Annotated in this window: 12 protein-coding genes, 1 pseudogene and 1 riboswitch; of the genes and pseudogenes, 5 read left to right on the top strand and 8 right to left on the bottom strand. The window is 72.2% G+C overall.

Translation table 11 applies throughout. The features are described from left to right. Window positions 1-4 precede the first annotated feature (4 nt). Complete coding sequence (locus ABZ822_RS28090) at window positions 5-844, top strand: cobalt-precorrin-6A reductase (RefSeq protein WP_360860159.1); 840 nt, start codon at window positions 5-7, stop codon at window positions 842-844. Here ABZ822_RS28090 and ABZ822_RS28085 read toward each other — a convergent pair. Genes ABZ822_RS28085 through cobG form a run of 3 tightly spaced genes read right to left on the bottom strand, consistent with a single transcriptional unit; the run spans window position 829 to window position 4,396 of the window. Then, window positions 829-2,424: a precorrin-2 C(20)-methyltransferase gene (locus ABZ822_RS28085; RefSeq protein WP_360860156.1), complete on the bottom strand. Its 1,596-nt coding sequence runs from the start codon at window positions 2,422-2,424 to the stop codon at window positions 829-831. The two genes, ABZ822_RS28090 and ABZ822_RS28085, sit on opposite strands and share 16 nt — an antisense overlap. After that, on the bottom strand, window positions 2,421-3,047 hold the full coding sequence (locus tag ABZ822_RS28080) for a precorrin-8X methylmutase (RefSeq protein WP_360860213.1): 627 nt from the start codon (window positions 3,045-3,047) through the stop codon (window positions 2,421-2,423). Before ABZ822_RS28080 ends, ABZ822_RS28085 begins: the two co-directional genes overlap by 4 nt. Window positions 3,048-3,061: 14 nt before the next feature. Further along, a complete protein-coding gene (cobG, locus tag ABZ822_RS28075) occupies window positions 3,062-4,396 on the bottom strand; it encodes a precorrin-3B synthase (RefSeq protein ID WP_360860210.1) in 1,335 nt (444 codons plus the stop codon). A 101-nt stretch (window positions 4,397-4,497) separates the two neighbouring features. After that, a riboswitch (cobalamin riboswitch) is annotated at window positions 4,498-4,570 on the top strand. A 54-nt stretch (window positions 4,571-4,624) separates the two neighbouring features. Here cobG and cobN point away from each other — a divergent pair. Continuing rightward, window positions 4,625-8,224, top strand: coding sequence for a cobaltochelatase subunit CobN (gene cobN / locus ABZ822_RS28070; protein WP_360860207.1), 3,600 nt, complete (start codon window positions 4,625-4,627; stop codon window positions 8,222-8,224). Between the two features lie 113 nt (window positions 8,225-8,337). Here the strand turns inward: cobN and ABZ822_RS28065 are convergent, their stop codons facing one another. Then, the gene (locus tag ABZ822_RS28065) at window positions 8,338-10,152 is read right to left on the bottom strand and encodes a hypothetical protein (RefSeq protein WP_360860154.1); all 1,815 of its coding nucleotides are present in this window, start codon (window positions 10,150-10,152) and stop codon (window positions 8,338-8,340) included. A 162-nt stretch (window positions 10,153-10,314) separates the two neighbouring features. Further along, window positions 10,315-11,370 carry a HoxN/HupN/NixA family nickel/cobalt transporter gene (locus tag ABZ822_RS28060; protein WP_360860151.1) on the bottom strand — a complete coding sequence of 352 codons (1,056 nt, stop codon included), beginning with the start codon at window positions 11,368-11,370 and terminating at the stop codon, window positions 10,315-10,317. A gap of 371 nt (window positions 11,371-11,741) precedes the next feature. Here ABZ822_RS28060 and ABZ822_RS28055 point away from each other — a divergent pair, with 371 nt between their 5' ends. After that, window positions 11,742-12,167, top strand: a complete 426-nt coding sequence (locus tag ABZ822_RS28055) for a hypothetical protein (protein ID WP_360860148.1) — start codon at window positions 11,742-11,744, stop codon at window positions 12,165-12,167. A 472-nt stretch (window positions 12,168-12,639) separates the two neighbouring features. Then, window positions 12,640-13,386 carry a hypothetical protein gene (locus ABZ822_RS28050; protein WP_360860145.1) on the top strand — a complete coding sequence of 249 codons (747 nt, stop codon included), beginning with the start codon at window positions 12,640-12,642 and terminating at the stop codon, window positions 13,384-13,386. A gap of 105 nt (window positions 13,387-13,491) precedes the next feature. Here ABZ822_RS28050 and ABZ822_RS28045 read toward each other — a convergent pair whose 3' ends face one another. Beyond that, entirely contained in the window at window positions 13,492-14,613 is a 1,122-nt protein-coding gene (locus ABZ822_RS28045; RefSeq protein ID WP_360860142.1) for a bifunctional class I SAM-dependent methyltransferase/NUDIX hydrolase, read from the bottom strand. Window positions 14,614-14,864: 251 nt separating this feature from the next. Between ABZ822_RS28045 and ABZ822_RS28040 the strand changes: the two genes are divergently transcribed. Continuing rightward, complete coding sequence (locus ABZ822_RS28040; RefSeq protein ID WP_360860139.1) at window positions 14,865-15,128, top strand: hypothetical protein; 264 nt, start codon at window positions 14,865-14,867, stop codon at window positions 15,126-15,128. 48 nt (window positions 15,129-15,176) lie between these two features. Here the strand turns inward: ABZ822_RS28040 and ABZ822_RS28035 are convergent. Both ABZ822_RS28035 and ABZ822_RS28030 read right to left on the bottom strand, forming a co-directional pair. After that, window positions 15,177-16,883, bottom strand: a pseudogene (locus ABZ822_RS28035) (ATP-binding SpoIIE family protein phosphatase); the annotation flags it as partial. A 1,927-nt stretch (window positions 16,884-18,810) separates the two neighbouring features. Further along, window positions 18,811-19,017 carry a hypothetical protein gene (locus ABZ822_RS28030; protein WP_360860136.1) on the bottom strand — a complete coding sequence of 69 codons (207 nt, stop codon included), beginning with the start codon at window positions 19,015-19,017 and terminating at the stop codon, window positions 18,811-18,813. Window positions 19,018-19,162 lie beyond the last annotated feature (145 nt).

Below are 19,162 nucleotides of genomic sequence, written 5' to 3'. Positions count from 1 at the left end.
CCCCATGCCCGCGCTACGCCATGTGCTGCTCCTCGGCGGCACGACGGAGGCCCGCCGTCTCGCGGAGGCGCTCGACGGCCTCTCCGCTGAGGGCCCGCGACCTGACGGGCACGCGCACCCCCACCCGCGCCCGCACCCCCACGTACGCGTCACGACCTCGCTCGCCGGACGCGTGGCCCGCCCCGTGCTGCCCCCCGGGCAGGTACGCATCGGAGGCTTCGGCGGCACGGACGGACTGACGCACTGGCTGCGCGAGCACCGGGTCGACGCGCTCATCGACGCCACACATCCCTTCGCCGGCACGATCAGTTTCCACGCGGCCGTCGCGGCCGCGGAGGCCCATGTTCCCCTGCTCGCCCTCCGCCGCCCCGGCTGGGTCCCCGGTGACGGCGACATCTGGCACCCGGCGGGTTCCCTCGCCGAGGCGGCCGCGCTGCTGCCGTCGCTGGGGCGGCGGGTGTTCCTCACCACGGGCCGCATGGGGCTCGCCGCGTTCGCCGATCTGGACGGGCTGTGGTTCCTCGTACGGTCGGTCGACGCGCCGGAGGCCCCGCACCCCGCGGCCATGGAAGTCCTGCTGGACCGCGGGCCGTTCACGCTCGACGGTGAGCGCGAGCTGCTGCGCCGCCACCGCGTCGACGTCCTCGTGACCAAGGACAGCGGCGGCGAGGCGACCGCGCCCAAGCTGACCGCGGCCCGCGAGGCGGGCGTGCCGGTCGTCGTGGTGCGGCGGCCGCCGGTGCCGGAGGGCGTGCCCGTGGCCGCGACTCCGCAGGAGGCCCTGGCCTGGCTCGACGCCCTGCCCTCACCTGCGGAGGCGGGACGGGGTCAGGTCTCCGGATAGCGGCGCGGGGTCCAGACGATCTCGTGCCCGTCACCGCGCCGTACCACCCGGGTCTGCGAGGAGCCGACGAGCAGGATGGTGCGCATGTCGACCGCGGACGGGTCCAGATCGGCCAGCCGCACGATCCGTACGCTCTCCTCCGGACCGCCGACGTCGCGGGCCAGGACCACGGGGGTGTCGGGCGCGCGGTGCTCGAGGAGCAGTTCCCTGGCCTTCCCGACCTGCCAGGTGCGGCTGCGCGAGCCGGGGTTGTAGAGGGCGAGCACCAGGTCGGCCGCCGCGGCGGCGTGCAGGCGCTCGGCGATGACCTCCCACGGCTTCAGCCGGTCGGAGAGGGACAGGGCCGCGTAGTCGTGCCCGAGGGGGGCACCGGCTCTCGCGGCGGCCGCGTTCGCCGCGGTCACCCCGGGCAGCACGCGGACCGGGACGTCCCGGAACTCCTCCTGAGCGGCCGCCTCCAAGACGGCGGTGGCCATCGCGAACACCCCGGGGTCACCCCCGGAGACAACCGCCACCCGGCGGCCGCGCCGGGCGAGGTCGAGGGCGAACTCGGCCCGCTCGGACTCCACCTTGTTGTCCGAGCCGTGACGGCGCTGGCCTGGGCGCCGGGGCACCCGCTCCAGGTAGGTGGTGTAGCCGACGAGGTCATCGGCGGCGGCCAGGGCTCCCCGTGTCTCGGGCGTGAGCCAGAGCGGCCCGGCGGGTCCTGTGCCGACGACGACGACCTCGCCGGTCCGTGTGCCGCCGTCGGCGCCCTCGGCCTCGCGCTGCCGTTCCGGCGCGACGGCATCGGTCCCGGCCAGCCGTTCCGGCGCGGGGCCGTCGCCCACGGGCGGTTGCTCCGCCGCGACGCCGATACGGCTGGGCAGCACCGCCACCGAGAAGTACGGCACGGACTCCGGGTCGGTGTCCGCCAGTCGACCGGTGCGTTCGCCCGCCATCGTGGCCCGCTCGACGTAGCGGGCCTCCTCCAGCCGCCCGGCGCCCTCGAACGCCCGGCGCACGTGCGGGAAGGTCCGGCCGAGCTTCATGACCACGGCGGCGTCCGTCGAGGCCAGGCGCGCGGTCAGCTCCTCCTCCGGCAGCGTGCCGGGGAGGATGGTGAGGACCTCCTCGCCCTCGGCGAGCGGGGTCCCGAGCCGGGCCGCGGCGGCGCTCACCGAGGTGACGCCGGGGATCACCTCGGTCGGGTAGCGGTCGGCGAGACGCTTGTGCATGTGCATGTACGAGCCGTAGAAGAGCGGGTCGCCCTCCGCGAGCACGGCGACCGTGCGGCCCGCGTCGAGGTGGGCGGCCAGCCGGGCGGCGGCCTCGGCGTAGAAATCGTTCAACGCGCCCCGGTAGCCGCCGGGATGGTCGGTGGTCTCCGTGGTGACCGGGTAGACGAGCGCTTCCTCGACGTGGTCGTCGCGGAGGTGCCGGGCGGCGATGGAGCGGGCGATGGACCGTCCGTGCCGGGCGCTGTGGTATGCGATCACGTCGGCGCCGGCGATGACCTCCACGGCCCGTACGGTCATCAGCGACGGGTCGCCGGGGCCGAGCCCGACGCCGTAGAGCCGGCCGGTTGTCTGCTCGTTCACTCGTCCTCACTCGCGATCGCGTTGAGCGCCGCCGCCGCGAGCGCGCTGCCCCCGCGGCGCCCGCGCACCACCAGGTGCTCCAGGCGCGAGGGATGCGCGGCGAGAGCGTCCTTGGACTCGACCGCGCCGACGAACCCGACGGGGACGCCGACGACGGCGGCGGGGCGCGGGGCGCCGTCCTCGATCATCTCCAGCAGCCGGAAGAGGGCGGTCGGCGCGTTGCCGACGGCGACGACCGCGCCGTCCATGCGGTCACGCCACAACTCCAGGGCGGCGGCGGTGCGGGTGGTGCCCATGTCCCGCGCCAGGCCGGGGACGGAGGGGTCGGAGAGGGTGCACACCACGTCGTTGTCCGCCGGGAGACGCCTGCGCGTGACGCCGCTGGCGACCATGGCCACATCGCACAGGACGGGGGCACCGGCGCGCAGGGCCTTCCGTGCGGCGAGCACGACGTCGGGCGTCCAGAGGAGGTCGCGGACCAGGTCGACCATGCCGCAGGCGTGGATCATCCTGACGGCGACCTGGCTCACCTCGGCCGGCAGCCCCGTGAGGTCCGCCTCCGCGCGGATGGTGGCAAAGGACTGGCGGTAGATCGCCGCGCCGTCCTTCTCGTAGTCGAACACGGTGCTCTCTCTCGTCACGGCCTGGGTGGTGTGGTCCGCGCCGCCGCGACGGCGGAGGCGAGGTCGGAAGGTTGGGTGCGCGCCACGTGTCGTGCCGGCTCCTGCGCCGCCGGGCGCTGTCGTACGCCGCGGGCGGACACCGCGTAACCGTCGCCGGTCGCCAGGACGTCCACCCACTCCCCCCGCGGGTGGCCGCAGCGGCGTTCGCAGCCGGACCAGTACACGGGGAGACCGCCGGGTGCCGGGCGCAGCGCCGCCTCGGCGTCGGCCCGTACGTCCGCGAGGGACTTGGCGCAGCCGGGCCGGCCGGTACAGGCACCCACCCCGATCCAGTTCGACCGGGAGTCGGTGACCAGGCCGGCGGACCGGAGGGCGTCGAGGCGGAGGGCCGCCGCGTCGCGGACCAGTCCTGGTACGACGGCTCCACGCCAGGGGGTGAGGCGCAGTTCACCGCGGCCGTCCCTGCGGGCGATGTCCGCGAGCCGCCGCCACTGCGCGACGGTGAGCCTCCCGAGCGGGGCGAGGACCGACAGCGTGCGCGTGCCGTCGGGTCCGTCGACCGCGCCCGGCTCGGGTCCGCGGCCGCGGCCGCGGGGAAGGACGGTATCGGCCGCGCCCGCCGCCACGCCTTCCGCCGTCAGGCGCCGCTCCACCTCGTGCGTCAACGCCAACCCGCTGTCGGGCAGTTCGCGGATGCGCCAGGCGTGCGTACCGCCGTCCCGTGCCGTGGTGACGAAGGTCTCGGCCGCGGCGAGGGCGGCACGCGGCGCGGCGGCTCCGGGCACGCGGAGCGCCGGGGCGTCGCCCAGGTGGAGCGCCACATGGGCACCGCCGGATTCTGCGACGATCGTCACATCGGCGCCGAGTGCTGCGACGTCACCGCGCCCGTCGTCGAAGGCGAAGAGGAACCGTCCGGACAGTTCGGCGGCCGCCTCGCTCGCGCACAGGAGGCCGTCCAGCGTCCGGGCCCAGGGCTGTACGTCGGGACGGCCCGTGCGGTCGATGCCCGAGAGCGGCGAGGCGACGATGTTGCGTACGCGCTCGTGGCGGCGCGAGGGCAGAAGTCCGGCGGCTTCGAGGAGTTCGGCGAGGGGGCCGCCGCAATTCCCGCCGAGGCCGCGCAGTTGCACATTGCCGCGCGAGGTCAGATGCAGCGATCCGTCGCCGAACCGCTCGGCCGCGTCGGCGAGCGCCCCTGCCCGGTCCGCGTCCAGCACCCCGCCGGGGACCCTCACCCGTGCCAGCGCCCCGTCGTCCGCGGAGTGGAGACGGAGCGCGCCGGGGCACGCGTCGTCACGGTTCCGCGCAGGTGGAAGCGGGTCGGAGGGGGAGGGCATGGCGGCGAGCATACCCATGGGCCCCTCGGCCGTATGCCCCGCGTCCGCCCGCCGCCCTTACTATGATCCCGGCGGGCCGGCCCGGCCCGCCATCGCCATCGACGGCGACAGGGGAGGAAGCCCGGTGCGAATCCGGCGCGGTCCCGCCACTGTGAATCCGGCGTCAGCCGGATGAGCCAGGAACTCCCGCCGTCCGACACCGCCCGGGGCGCGGACACCCCGAGGAAGGCCAGACGCCGCATGATCCTGCTCCTGTCGACGTCCGACACCGATCTGCTCAGCGCCCGAGCGGCGAACGGGCCGGTGCCCTACCGCTACGCCAACCCCTCGCGCCTCGGCCTCGACGAGCTGCCCGCCCTGCTGGAGGGCGTGGAGCTGGTCGTCGTACGCCTCCTCGGCGGTGTCCGCGCCTGGCAGGAAGGACTGGACCAACTGCGCGGCAGCGGCCGCCCGGTGGTCGTCCTCACCGGTGAACAGGCCCCGGACGCGCAGCTGATGGAGGCCTCCACGGTCCCGGTCGGCATCGCGGCCGAGGCCCACGCCTACCTGGCCCACGGCGGGCCGGCCAACCTCGAACAGCTCGCCCGGTTCCTCTCCGACACCGTGCTGCTGACCGGGCACGGTTTCGAGCCGCCCGCCCCGGCACCGACCTGGGGCCCGCTGGAGCGGACCGCGCGTGCGGACGCCGGCGGGCCGTGCGTCGCGGTGCTCTACTACCGCGCCCACCACATGAGCGGCAACACCGCCTTCATCGACACCCTCTGCGGTGCCATCGAGGACGCAGGCGGCCGGCCGCTCCCCCTGTACATCGCCTCGCTCCGCGCGCCCGAGCCCGAACTCGTCGACGCGCTACGGGACGCGGACGCCATCGTCACCACAGTCCTGGCGGCCGGCGGCACACGGCCCGCGGAGGCGTCGGCGGGCGGCGACGACGAGTCCTGGGACGCCGGAGCGCTCACGGGCCTGGACGTCCCCATCCTTCAGGCGCTGTGCCTCACCGGCTCGCGCGGCGACTGGGAGGAGAACGACGAGGGCGTCTCGCCCCTCGACGCGGCCAGCCAGATCGCCGTGCCCGAGTTCGACGGCCGGCTCATCACCGTGCCGTTCTCCTTCAAGGAGATCGACGAGGACGGCCTCCCGGCGTATGTCGCGGATCCCGAACGGGCCACCCGCGTCGCCGGGATCGCCGTCCGGCATGCCCGGCTGCGCCACATCGCCGCGGCCGACAAGCGGCTGGCCCTCGTCCTCTCCGCGTACCCGACCAAGCACTCCCGCATCGGCAACGCCGTCGGGCTCGACACCCCAGCCAGCGCCGTCGCCCTGCTGCGCCGCCTGCGGACGGAGGGTTACGACTTCGGCGGCGAAAGCGTCCCCGGCCTGGAGACCGGTGACGGCGACGAGCTGATCCGGGCGCTCATCGAGGCGGGCGGCCACGACCAGGACTGGCTGACCGAGGAGCAGCTCGCCCGGAACCCCGTACGCATCCCCGCCGCCGACTACCGGCGCTGGTTCGCCACGCTCCCGGCCGAGCTGCGCGAGGCCGTCGAGGAGCACTGGGGGCCCGCGCCCGGCGAGATGTTCGTCGACCGCAGCAGCAACCCGGACGGCGACATCGTCCTCGCCGCGCTGCGCCGCGGGAATCTGCTCATCGTCATCCAGCCGCCGCGCGGCTTCGGCGAGAACCCCATCGCGATCTACCACGATCCCGATCTGCCGCCCTCGCACCACTACTTGGCGGCCTATCGCTGGATCGCCACCCCGGCGGCCGACGGCGGCTTCGGGGCCGACGCGATGGTCCACCTCGGCAAGCACGGCAATCTGGAGTGGCTGCCCGGCAAGAACGCCGGGCTGTCCTCCGCCTGCGCGCCCGACGCCGCCCTCGGAGACATCCCGCTCGTCTACCCGTTCCTGGTCAACGACCCGGGCGAGGGCACGCAGGCCAAGCGCCGCGTCCACGCCACCCTCGTCGACCACCTCGTCCCGCCCATGGCCCGCGCGGAGTCCTACGGGGACATCGCACGCCTGGAGCAACTCCTCGACGAGTACGCGGCGATCTCCTCCATGGACCCGGCGAAGCTGCCCGCGATCCGCGCCCAAATCTGGACGCTCATCCAGGCCGCCAAGCTGGACCACGACCTCGGCCTGGAGGACCGCCCCGACGACGACGGTTTCGACGACTTCCTCCTCCACGTCGACGGCTGGCTGTGCGAGGTCAAGGACGCCCAGATCCGCGACGGTCTCCATGTCCTCGGCCAGGCGCCGACCGGTCCCGAGCGCGTCAACCTCGTCCTCGCCATCCTGCGCGCCCGCCAGATCTGGGGCGGCACGGCGGCCCTGCCCGGACTCCGGGAGGCCCTGGGCCTGGACGAGTCCGGCGCCACGCGGACGTCGGCGGACGCGGTCGAGGAGCAGGCGCGCGCCCTGGTGCAGGCGATGGAGGACGCGGACTGGGATCCGGCCGCCGTGGAACGCGTCGCGGACGGTCGTCCCTCGGACGTGACCCGCATTCTCGACTTCGCCGCGCGCCAGGTCGTCCCGCGGCTGGGCGCCACGACCGACGAACTCGACCACGCCGTCCACGCGTTGGCCGGAGGGTTCGTCCCGGCCGGACCGTCCGGCTCGCCGCTGCGCGGCCTGGTCAACGTGCTGCCGACGGGGCGCAACTTCTACTCCGTCGACCCCAAGGCCGTTCCCTCGCGCCTGGCGTGGGAGACCGGCCAAGCGCTCGCCGACTCCCTGCTGGAGCGCTTCCGCGGTGACAACGGCGCATGGCCCACCTCCGTCGGGCTGTCCCTGTGGGGCACCAGCGCGATGCGCACCTCCGGCGACGACGTCGCCGAAGCCCTCGCGCTCCTCGGCATCCGGCCCGTCTGGGACGACGCGTCCCGCCGCGTCACCGGCCTCGAACCCGTCCCGCTGCCGGAGCTGGGCCGACCGCGGATCGATGTGACCCTCCGCATCTCGGGCTTTTTCCGCGACGCGTTCCCCCACACCATCGGCCTCCTCGACGACGCGGTGCGGCTCGCCGCCTCGCTGGACGAGCCCGCCGAGTCCAACTACGTCCGCGCCCACGCGCAGGCCGACCTCGCCGAGCACGGCGACGAACGCCGCGCCACCACCCGTATCTTCGGCTCCCGGCCAGGCACGTACGGCGCCGGTCTGCTCCAGCTGATCGACAGCCGCGACTGGCGCACCGACGCCGATCTCGCGGAGGTCTACACCGTGTGGGGCGGCTACGCCTACGGGCGGGAGCTGGACGGCTGCCCGGCGCGCGAGGACATGGAGACGGCCTACCGGCGCATCGCCGTGGCGGCGAAGAACACCGACACACGCGAACACGACATCGCCGACTCCGACGACTACTTCCAGTACCACGGCGGCATGGTCGCGGCCGTGCGGGCGCTGCGCGGCTCCGCGCCCGAGGCGTACATCGGGGACTCCACGCGCCCCGAGACCGTCCGCACCCGCACGCTGGTCGAGGAGACCTCACGCGTCTTCCGAGCCCGCGTGGTCAACCCGCGCTGGATCGAGGCGATGCGCCGCCACGGCTACAAGGGTGCCTTCGAACTCGCCGCGACCGTGGACTATCTCTTCGGCTACGACGCGACGACGAACGTGATCGCCGACTGGATGTACGACAAACTCACCGAGACGTACGTCTTGGACCCGGAGAACCGCGCCTTCCTCCAAGAGGCCAACCCCTGGGCGCTGCACGGCATCGCCGAGCGCCTGCTGGAGGCGGAGTCCCGCGGCATGTGGTCCAAGCCCGACCCCGCGGTGCTCGACGCGTTGCGTCAGGTGTTCCTGGAGGCGGAGGGCGACCTGGAGGGCGAGGACTGACGCCGCTGCGGCGTGGGGCCTTCGCCGGGGATCCGCCCCGGCGAAGGCCCGCCGCCGCCCGTACGCTCGACGGCGGGCCCCGGAGCAGCGGCGAGGCCCGCGTCCCCGTTCCGTCAGCGGTACTGGGTACCGACGTTCCTGGAACGGTCGACGGCCAGGCACTGGCTCGTGGTGCGTGAGCCCGTGGAGGTCAGGTCGAGGTTGTTGGGGTTGGCGCAGTCGTTGTTCTGCCGCCCCTCCTGCGCCACGTTCTGCTGCAGCAGGTCCGCGGTGGCGGAGCCGCCCTCGGCCTCGGCGCCCCCACCGATGTCGCTGGTGCCGACGTTCGCGGAGCGGTCGGCCGTCCCGCAGCCCGCGCTCTGCCGGCCCCCGGTCACTTCGGAGTCGAGAAAACCCTGGGGATTGGCACAGTTGTTGTTCTGCCGCCCCTCCTGCGCCACGTTCTGCTGAGCCACATTGGCGGCGCTGCTGCCGCTGTCGGCGTGGGCGCCGCCGCCCTGGGTGAACGCGCCCCGGTTGAACGAGCCGTCCGCGTTGGCGCAGCGGTTCTCCGCCCGGGCACCCGTCAGTTCGAGGTCGTTCTCACCGTTGGCGTTGGCGCAGTTGTTGTTCTGCCGACCTTCCTGTGCCACGGTCTGCTGCTCCAGTGTGGCACCGGTGGTGCTGCCGCCGTCGGCGTCCGCGCCGCCGCCCTGGTACGAGGTGTGCTTGCTGAACGAGGCGTCGGTGTTGGCGCAGCGGTCCTCCACCCGGCCCCCTGTCGCATTGATGTCCGCCAAGCCGTTACGGCTGGAGCAGTTGTTGTTCTGCTGCCCCTCCTGCGCCGTGTTCTGCTGGATGGCGTCCGAGCCGCTGCCGCCTTCGGCGTCGGCGCCGCCGCCCCGGTACGAGGTGTACTTGCTGAACGAGACGTCCTTGTTCCCGCACCGGCTCTCGGCCCGGCCCGGCTCCAGCGTGACGTCGTTGGAGTTGGGGTTGGCGCAGTTGTTGTTCTGCCGCCCCTCCTGCGCCGTGTTCTGATGTTCGGGAAAGAGGTCGTCGCCTCCGCTCCTGGCGTTGGCGCCGCCGCCCGTGCGATGGGTGTACTTGCTCAGTGAGGCGTCCTCGTTGCCGCACCGGTGTGCGGCGCGCCCGCCGGTCAGGTCGACGCTCCCCGCGCCAGGATTGACGCAGTTGTTGTTCTGCCGCCCTTCCTGCGCGGTGTTCTGCTGGTCGACCGTGGAGACGCCGCTGCCACCTTCGGCCTGGGCACCGCTCCCCTTGTCAACGGTGTGTTCGCCCGCGGAAGTGTTCTTGTTCCCGCACCAGTCGTCGTTCCTTCCTCCGTCGATGAAGGGGCCGGCCGAGTTGGGACTCGCGCAGTTGTTGTTCTGCCGTCCTTCCTGCGCCGTGTTCTGCTGCAGCAGGTCCACGGTCTGGTTGGAGCCGCCGTCGGCCTTCGCCCCACCGCCCTTGCGGTACGCGTCCTTGGCGCGCGAGGCGTCCAGGTCGACGCAGCGGGTCGCGAGCCGTCCCCCGGTCGCGAGGACGCCGGCTTGGTTGGGGTTGTCGCAGTTGTTGTTCTGCCGGCCGCGCTGGGCCGTGTTCTGCTGGATGGCGTCCGCGGCCGCGGAGCCGCCCTGGGCATCGGCACCACCCTGGCTCTCGAAGACGCGGTGGTTGAAGGAGCCGTCGACGGTCACGCACCGCCCCTTCGCTCGCGTCCCGGTCAGCGTCACCACATCGGCCTCGGGATTGTCCTGGGCGCAGTTGTTGTTCTGGCGCGCCTCTTGAGCGGTGTTCTGCTGGAAGACACCGCCGGCTGCGGCCGAGCCGCCGGCCGCGGAGGCACCACGGCCGTCCGCGAACGCCGCCCCCGCCCCGAACCCGAGGCCGCCGATGGCCATTGCCACCACAGCGGTGGCCGTGGTGGCCTTGTGCACGCGCATTCTTCCTCCCGATACCGCTCGAACACGGCCTGTCGACTGAATCAACCAACGGAGAGGGAGCCTGAGCGGACATGGCAGCACCAGCCGGATGACCCGGACGGCCCACCGCTCGTCCGGGACTGGGGCCTATGGAGCGACGGCAGAACCAGGGGCCGGAGACGGCTACTTGCCGAAAGGAGTACGGCGGGCGGCCGGCGCGTCCCGCAGACCGGCCGACCATCTCTCCTCGATACGCCCGTACTTCCAGGCGGCTACGGCGGCGATCCAGGTGAACAGGAACAGGCCGGCGACGAAGAAGCCGAGCACGTTGAGGTCGAGGGCGCCGATCCAGGTCCAGAACGCGCCGCGCCAGGAGAGCTTCTCCGCGAGCAGTGCCAGCAGTTCGACGGTTCCGATGAGCAGAGCGACGGCCACGGACAGCCCGGTGACCGTGAGGTTGTAGTAGATCTTGCGGACCGGGCGGGAGAACGCCCAGCCGTACGCGAAGTTCATGAACGTGCCGTCGACGGTGTCCAGCAGCGACATCCCGGCTGCGAACAGCACGGGCAGGCACAGGATCGCGTACCAGGGCAGTCCGGAGGCCGCGCCCGCGCCGGCGAGCACGAGGAGGGCGATCTCGGTGGCGGTGTCGAAGCCGAGCCCGAAGAGCACGCCGAGCGGGTACATCTGCCAGGGCCGTCTGATCGACTTCATCAGGCGGCCCAGGAACCGGTTCATGACGCCGCGGTGGTCGAGCCGTTCCTCGAGGGCCGCCTCGTCGTAGGCGCCCGCGCGCAGTTCCCGGAACATCTTCAGGATCCCCAGCAGGACCACCAGGTTGAGTGCGGCGATCACATAGAGGAAGACGCCCGAGACGGTGGTGCCGATCAGCCCGGTGACGTCGTGCAGTCCGGAGCCCTCGTCACGGAGCGGGCTGCCGAGTGTCCGGATGCCCAGGGACAGCGCGAAGGCCAGCCCGAAGACGACGGTCGAATGCCCGAGGGAGAACCAGAATCCGACGGAGAGCGGCCGCTGCCCGTCGCTCATCAGCTTCCGGGTGGTGTTGTCGATGGCGGCGATGTGGTCGGCGTCGAAGGCATGGCGCAGCCCGAGCGTGTACGCGGTGACGCCGATGCCGATGCCGAAGGTCTTCGCGCCGAGGCTGTAGTGCTCCGGCGCGACGACGGCGACCAGGGTGAACCATCCGACCAGATGCAGTCCCAGCACGACTGCGGCCATTCCCGCGACTCGGCCCCACTCGCGCCGCGAGAGGGAACGGCGTACGCGGCTCAGACGCGAGCCCCTGACGCGGTCGGCGGCCGGTGGCGTGGGCGTGGGCGTGGGCGGCATGATCCGGGCCTCCCGGTCGACGCAGACCGATGGATTCCACCCTAATTGCGCCACTATCGCATGTGCGAACGCAGCTCAAGAGTCACCCTGTGCGGTCGAGTCAGCGCTCTAAGTGCTTCATCCCGGGGTCGGCGAAAGGAGATCCGCCGGAGGTCCGGGTGAAGCGTGGTGTACATCTGGAGCCCATGGATGAGCTCCAGCAGACACAGCCGGCGGGCCACGGCGCCCCCTCCACGCCACCCGCACCGCAGAACCGAGGAATGACGCGGAGCCGGGGAGGGTCCGGCTGGATATCCGTACTTCTCTGGACGCTGGCGGCCTTCGACCTCGGACTTGCCCTGACGGCGTTCACGGCGCCGGGGTGGTGGTTCGACGTCATGCACGGCGCCCCGCACGTCGATCCGCAGGGGCTGTTCCCCCGGACCGGCGCCTCGTGGGCCATGTTCGCCGCCCTCCAGGCGACCGCCGCTCTCCGCTGGAGGAAGGAGTCCGCCTGGCTGTTCGCCATCGCGGCACTGCGGGCCAGCGACATGGCGACCGACTGGACCTACGTCGCGGCCAGCAGTGACCTCTCTCCCCTGGGGACCGTCCTCCTCGGCGGCGCCTCCCCCGCCAACCTCGTCCTCGCCGTGGCGCTGTGGACCTGCTGGAAGAAGCAGAAACGCCTGGCGGCGCCCGCGAGTTGACCTCCGGACGCAGGGCGTTCCGTCACTGTGTCCGGGGGCTCCGTCGGCCTGCGCGGCCGGGTCCGCCCTTCACCGGACACCTGCCCCCTCCAACAGCGCCGCCCGTACGCCCCGTTGCGTAGCCGTGTCCACGTCCCGGTCGCACCGCATATGAGGCGTGTCGCGCAGGAGAGGTAGTCATTACTCATGCGTACGGACCTGGTTCCGTTCGAGAGTTCACCAGGCCGTACGAGGGCTCCGCACCGTCCTCGGCCGCCCGCCGGCATAGCGCCACCCCCACGTATCGCAGCCGTGAGCAGCCGCAGTACACCGGAGGTCGACCGTGAACAGCACACCGAGGAATCCAGGCCGCCGTCGCTTCGTCCAGGTCATGATGGCCGGGTGCGCGGCAGGGGCGATGGGCCTGGCCGCATCCAGAGCGTCCGCCGGAGAACCCGCACCGGGTCGCTCCGCCGCGCGCGGTGGACGTCGTGTGCGGGCAGGCGGGATCCCCGACCGGCCCGCGGACGCCCGGACCGGGAGTGCCGTACTGGCCGCGACCGACGGCATGTCCGCGGTCGAGCGCGACAAGGTCTTCGCCGACGAACTGGCCCAGGGCAATCTCCCGGACTTCCTGCGTTCCTTCCGTGAGATCGAGCTGACCGCATCGGGTGCCGCCGCGCAGACCGCCGTCGTCTCGGTGATGCCGGACTACCTCGCCGTGGGCTCGGACGACGACTGGATCCGCTTCCCCCTGATGTGCCAGGCGGCCCAGACGCTGGCCGACGCCTGGGGTCTGCAGATCCCCACCACCAAGGTCGTGGACGCCGCGTGGCAGCAGGCCGCGTTGCAGCTCACCCCGTCCCCGCTCCCGGCCGGACCCGACATGGGCTCGAACGCCTTCATCGCCAAGCATCAGAAGCTCGTCGAGGAGCAGCGCGGGGACGCTCCGCACGACCTGACGTCCGGTCAGAAGAAGGACGTCGTCGTCAGCAACCGGCTGGAGTCCCACCCGGGTTCGGTCGCGATCTACGGCTGGCACCAGCCGGACGGCGTGCCGATCCAGCCGCTGAGCACCGCCCACGAGAAGACCTACACGGACTACAGCCACGGCATCCGCCTGGTCGGCGGGACGGTCCGCGTGGACGGCGAGGACCGCCCGTTCGCGGACGCCGTGGCGGATCCGGGGCTGGCCGCCCTGCTGAGCGACGAGGGCCCGATCGCGACGCCGCACTACTGATCCGCCGCGCAGCACGGACGGTCGCGGCGGAGGCGCACGTCCGCACCTGCCGGGGCCGCCCGCTCTCGTGTCCTGCGAGCGGCCGGCCCCGGCGGCGCAGCATCATCAGGCGCCGGGGCCGGTGCCGGTGGTGCCGGGCCATCGGCCGCCACCGGCGTACGGGGTGAACGCGGCAGGCGGATGGTCGATCGGAAGGTCCGGGCGCCATGCGGTGAGCACCTGGGCGCTGCACACGAACAGCCCCTCGGGGAAGCGTTCCGGTCGGCACCAGCGCCAGGATCCGACACGTTCGCCGTGCTGGTCGGCCGGCTGCCCCTCCCATGCGGTGACGATCGCCGCGACGGTGATCCGTACGACGCTCTCGACGTGGTCCACGAGCGTTCCGAGGAGGACGACGTTCTCCGGTCGCGCGGCGAGGCCGGTCTCCTCGCGGAGTTCACGCACGGCTGTCTCTTCCAGCCGCTCCCCGGGCTCCACCGTCCCGCCGGGCAGCTCCCATGTGCCCCTGTGGTGACGCCCGAGCAGCACGCCGTCCTCGCCGGCGACGATGATGCCGACGCCGAGGGCCGCCTGCGGCACGGGCGGTCGCGTTCCGCGCGGGCGCGAGGAGACACGGGCGGGGCGCCGGGCCCGGAAGACCTGGTGCGACACCCCGCTGTCCGGGTCGGGCGCGCCGAGGACGTCGACGCCCTCCAGTTGCAGCCCGTGTTCGGCGAGCATGCTCTCCCACCGCTCCGGGGTGAGCACCCCCATGTCGGCGGTCGGTTCGCCGCCCCCGGGCAGCGGAGGGAGCTCCGGTCGCGCGGTCACCTCCGGGGAGGGGCCGTGGGCTGGTGACGTGGCGTGGAGGGCGGTGAAGACGAACGTGCCGCCGGGTGCCAGCGCCGCTGCGACGGCGGGCAGCAGCCGATGAGGATCGTTGTCGGGGGCGGCGTTCACGGAGCAGATCACGTCGTAGGGCTCGGCCGACGTCAGGTGATCGACGGCGTCGCCCACCAGCAGGCGCAGACCGGCGAGTTTCCCGTACCGGGCCTGAGCCCGTTCGCGCCGGCTCCGTGAGGAGTCCAGCGCGTCGACCACCGCGCCGTGTTCGCGGACGAGACAGGCGGCCTGGCGCCCCAGGCCGCAGCCGAGGTCGAGTACGCGTTTCCCGTCCAGATCCCCCAGAGCCTCGGCGCCCGGTCCCGTGCCCCAGAACTCCTCGTCGAACCTGGCCTGTTCCGGCACGGGCGTACCGCGTCTCCGATCCGGCTCGCCGTACCCCTGCCCAGAAGTGGCGTTCCTCGACTCCGCGTTCATCCGGGCCCTTTCGGTCGGCTTCGTTCGGGTTCCGCGGGCCTCTGCGATCCGCGGACCGTGTGCGATCTACCCACCTCTGCGGCGCACCGGTCGCCCTCGGCCGCCGTGACGGCCGAATTACGCGCCGGCGTGGCTGAGTCGTCGGTGTACGGGCGCGGCCGCGCCGAGACCTTGACGTCATGAACAGACCCGAGCCCGAGCACTCCGACGCCCTCCTCGCCTCGATGCACCGGGTCGACGAGGCCGCGCAGGGCTCCCCCGGTCTCATCCGTATCGGGGCCTGGCGGGATCGGAAGAGCGACCGGCTGATCGGCCTCGCCCTGTGGGAGTCGCAGGAGGACTTCCAGGCGTCCGCCGAGCGGATCTTCCGGACCGTCGCCGACGACCCGTTCGACACGTGGTGCCGGCGACCACCCGAGGTCTTCCACCTCGACCCGGCGTAGGTACGCCAGCCTCGCCGGCCCGACGGGCCGAGTCGGGGGCGGCGCGCGTCAGCCGCCGAGCGTCCCGGGCAGCGTCTGTTCGGCCCAGATGACCTTGCCGTCCTCGGTGTAGCGCGTGCCCCAGCGCTCTGCCACATGGGCCACGAGGAACAGGCCCCGTCCGCCCTCGTCCATGGTGGCCGCGTAGCGAAGATGCGGGGAGGTGCTGCTGTGGTCGAAGACCTCGCAGAAGAGCGTGCGGTCGCGGAGCAGCCGCACGCGGATGGGCCCCGCGCCGTGGCGCATGGCGTTGGTGATCAGTTCGCTGAGGATCAGCTCCGTGGTGTCCACGAGGTCCTCCAGGCCCCACTCCGCGAGGTGCTCGCTGACGGCGGCACGTACACGGCTGACGGCGGCGGGGTCCGACTCCACCTCCCACTCGGCGACCTGCCCGGCGCTCAGCATCTGCGTACGGGCGACGAGCAGCGCGATGTCGTCGCTCTGGACATCAGGGAGCAGGGTGTCGAGCACCGCGTCGCAGGTCTCCTCCGGCGACTGGTCGGCGTGCGCCAGGGTCGCGCCGAGCAGTCGGAGCCCGGTGTCGATGTCCTGCCCGCGGCGCTCGACGAGGCCGTCGGTGTAGAGGACGAGCCTGCTGCCCTCGGGCAGTCGCACCTCGGTCGACTCGAAGGGCAGTCCACCGATGCCGAGGGGAAGGCCGGAGGGTACGTCCAGGAAGTCCACCGTGCCGTCGGGGTGTGCGAGCGCGGGCGTCGGATGGCCGGCCCTGGCGATGGCACACACGCCGGAAACGGAGTCGTAGACGGCGTACACGCAGGTGGCACCGGTGATGGTGGTGTCGTCGCCGGCAGCGACCGCGTCCTGGTCGATGAGTGCGACCAACTCGTCGAGGTGGCCGAGGATTTCGTCCGGAGGCAGATCGAGCGAGGAGAAGTTGTGCACGGCGGTGCGCAGCCGCCCCATGGTCGCGGCGGCATGGAGCCCGTGCCCGACGACGTCACCCATGACCAGCGCGACCCTGGCGCCCGGCAGGGGGATGACGTCGAACCAGTCGCCGCCGACTCCCTCCTGGGCGGGGAGGTACCGGGAGGCGACTTCGACCGCGTTCTGTTCGGGCAGTGCGCGGGGCAGCAGGCTGCGCTGCAGGGCCACGGCCATACCGTGCTCGCGGGTGTAGCGGCGGGCGTTGTCGAGGGACACCGCGGCGCGGGCGGCCAGTTCGGCCGCGAGGAAGAGGTCGTCCTGTTCGAAGGGCTCGGGCTTCTCCGCGCGCAGGAAGGTGACCACGCCCAGCAGCATGCCGCGGGCGGGCAGCGGCGCGGTGATGAGCGAATGGATCCCGTAGTCGAGGACGCGGGAGGCCCGCGCGGGGTCCACCGCCTGCCATCCGGGGGAATCACCCAGGCGAGGTACGAGTACGGCCTGTCCGCTCTCGATGCTGCGGACCTGCGGTGAGGACCGCACGAAAGTGATCAGGTCGCCGATGGCGTAGAGGGGGGCGTCGTCGCGGATGCCGCTGGAGGCCAGGCGCCGCATCCGCGCACTGCCGTCGGCGTTGCTGATGCTGGACCCGTTCGCCCCCGGCTCGTCACCGCGCAGCACGGGCTCGGCCAGGTCGACGGTGACGAAGTCGGCGAAGCGCGGCACCGCGACCTGGGCCAGTTCCTCGGCCGTATGGATCACATCGAGGGTCGTGCCGATGCGCCCGGTCGCGTCGTAGAGCAACCTCAGCCGCCGCCGGACCAGCTCGACCCGCTGCGACGCCTCGCCGATCATCTCCATCACGTCATCGGTGCCGATGTGCTCCTCTCCTGCCACCGCGTCGACCGCGAGCCGCGCGGACGCGGCGCCGACCGATCCGGCGAGCTGGCCTTCCGCGTAGTGGGCCAGCTCCGGGGCCGCTTCCGAGGCCAACGAGTCGGGGCTCCTCCCGGGGTAGGCGCGCAGAGCCCGCTGGGCGCCTTCCTTGCCGAGGAAGCGCTCGAGCAGCGCCTGCAGCTCGCCGACCGTGGCGCGGGACTGCCAGCGGCGCCGCTCCCTGACGGGCTCTGCGAGGACCTCGACGAACTGCATGGCCTGCGCCCGTTCGACGGCATCCGGCCGGCCGGCGAGTGAGACCGCGACATAGGCACCGATGTTCAGCAGGGCGCTCCAGAACATCGCATGGCTGATCGCGTCCATTCCCGTCAGGCCGAACAGGTGCTCCGGCCGGAGCACCTCGATCCCGAGCGGGCCCTCGCGTACGAACGAGGCGGGCAGCAACCCGGCATCGGCGAAGATCGGCAGCAGCATGGTGTACGCCCACACCGCGAACCCCGCCACCAAGCCGACCAGCACGCCCCGGCGGGTACCGCCCTTCCAGAAGAGGCCGCCCAGGATCGCGGGCGCGAACTGTGCCACCGCCGTGAAGGACACCGTGCCGATCGATCCCAGCGCGGGACCCTCGCCTGCGAGCCGGAAGTACGTGTACCCGAGCAGCAGGACCAGCACGACGGTCACCCGGCGAATGCCCAGCACCAGCCCGGCGACGTCGGCCCGGTGCGCCAGCCGGGACCTGCCGCGCAGGAGAAGCGGCATCACGAGTGAGTTCGACACCATGATGCTGAGCGCGATCGTCTCGACGATGATCATGCTGGTGCCCGCGCTGATGCCTCCGATGAAGACGAGCAGAGCGAGAACCTGCGGGCCTTCGGCCATCGGCAGGGCGAGTACATAGGTGTCGGCGTCGACGGAGTCCCCGAACGTCAGCAGCCCCCCGGCCGCGATCGGGAGCACGAAGAAGGTGATCGCGAGCAGGTACAGCGGGAAGAGCCACATCGCCCGTTTGAGGTGCCCCTCGTCGACGTTCTCGACGACGATCATCTGCCACTGCCGGGGCAGCAGCACGATCGCCAGCATGGAGAGCACGTTGAGCCAGACCCACTCGCCGTAGCCGGTCTCCTCCCGCACCGTGAACAGCTCCGTGAGACCGGCGTCCGCCGCCTGGGAGAACAGGTCACCGAACCCGCCGAACATCCAGAACGTCACGAAGATCCCGACCGCGAGGAACATCACCAGCTTGACCACGGACTCGAACGCGACAGCGGCGACGATGCCCTCATGGCGTTCGGTGGTGTCCAGGTGACGGGTGCCGAAGAGAATCGTGAACGCGGCGAGCAGCAGCGCCACGTAGAACCCGGTGTCCTGGAACAGCGGAACATTGCCCAGGTCCGAGGTGGAAGTGATGTCGGGGTGCCGACGAAGGATCTCGAAGGTGTTGGAGATCGCCTTCAGCTGCAGCGAGATGTACGGAACGATCCCCACCACGGCGATGATCGTCACCAGGCCGCCCAGCGCGGCGCTCTTGCCGTAGCGGGCGGAGACGAAGTCGGCCAGCGACGTGATCCGGAGCCGTCGGCTGACCCGGATGATTCTGCGCAGCACCAGCCAGCCCAGCGCGAACATGAGCATCGGCCCCAGGTAGACCGACAGGAAGCCGACACCGGCCGTGGCGGCCGTGCCCACGTTGCCGTAGAAGCCCCACGCGGTCTCGTACACCGCGAGGGACAGCGCGTAGATGGTGGCGTTGTTGATCACGCTCCGGCCGGCGTCCGCCCGTCGCTCGGCGAAGGAGGCGACAGCGAAGAGCAGACCGAGGTACCCCACCGAGACAGCGACGATGACCCAGGTCTGGAGCACGGCGCTACCTCGATCTGCCGCCGATGACGGCGACCAGGGCGATCACGACCGCCCAGACGATGTACAGGTAGGCCCAGAGGAGCGGGACGCCGAAGACCCGGTCCGCGCGATCGAACTGCGCGAGCAACGGCGGAACGATCAGCACCAGTCCCAACGCCGCCACGGCCACCAGGCGGCCCGCGAGCCGCTCGTCGTTTCGCGCGTCCGCCACGGGCTGCCTCCGTCTCCTCGATGTCATGCCGCAGGACCGCCCAGGTTCGTGCCATGCCATCACGCCGGCGGACAGCACCATGATCAGCCTCTGCCCAGTCCAACACGGCACCGAGACACGTCGAAGACGCCACGCCCACTCCGTG

The organism is Streptomyces sp. NPDC047108, assembly GCF_040643575.1.
Lineage (GTDB): Bacteria > Actinomycetota > Actinomycetes > Streptomycetales > Streptomycetaceae > Streptomyces.
This window is presented reverse-complemented; position numbering and strand designations above follow the sequence as displayed.

Bases quoted from the DNA above. Each gene is read 5' to 3' on its own strand.
- ABZ822_RS28090 (WP_360860159.1), top strand. From the start codon at position 5: ATGCCCGCGCTACGCCATGTGCTGCTCCTCGGCGGCACGACGGAGGCC.
- cobG (WP_360860210.1), bottom strand. From the start codon at position 4,396: ATGCTCGCCGCCATGCCCTCCCCCTCCGACCCGCTTCCACCTGCGCGG.
- cobN (WP_360860207.1), top strand. From the start codon at position 4,625: ATGATCCTGCTCCTGTCGACGTCCGACACCGATCTGCTCAGCGCCCGA.
- ABZ822_RS28065 (WP_360860154.1), bottom strand. From the start codon at position 10,152: ATGCGCGTGCACAAGGCCACCACGGCCACCGCTGTGGTGGCAATGGCC.
- ABZ822_RS28060 (WP_360860151.1), bottom strand. From the start codon at position 11,370: ATGGCCGCAGTCGTGCTGGGACTGCATCTGGTCGGATGGTTCACCCTG.
- ABZ822_RS28055 (WP_360860148.1), top strand. From the start codon at position 11,742: ATGACGCGGAGCCGGGGAGGGTCCGGCTGGATATCCGTACTTCTCTGG.
- ABZ822_RS28040 (WP_360860139.1), top strand. From the start codon at position 14,865: ATGAACAGACCCGAGCCCGAGCACTCCGACGCCCTCCTCGCCTCGATG.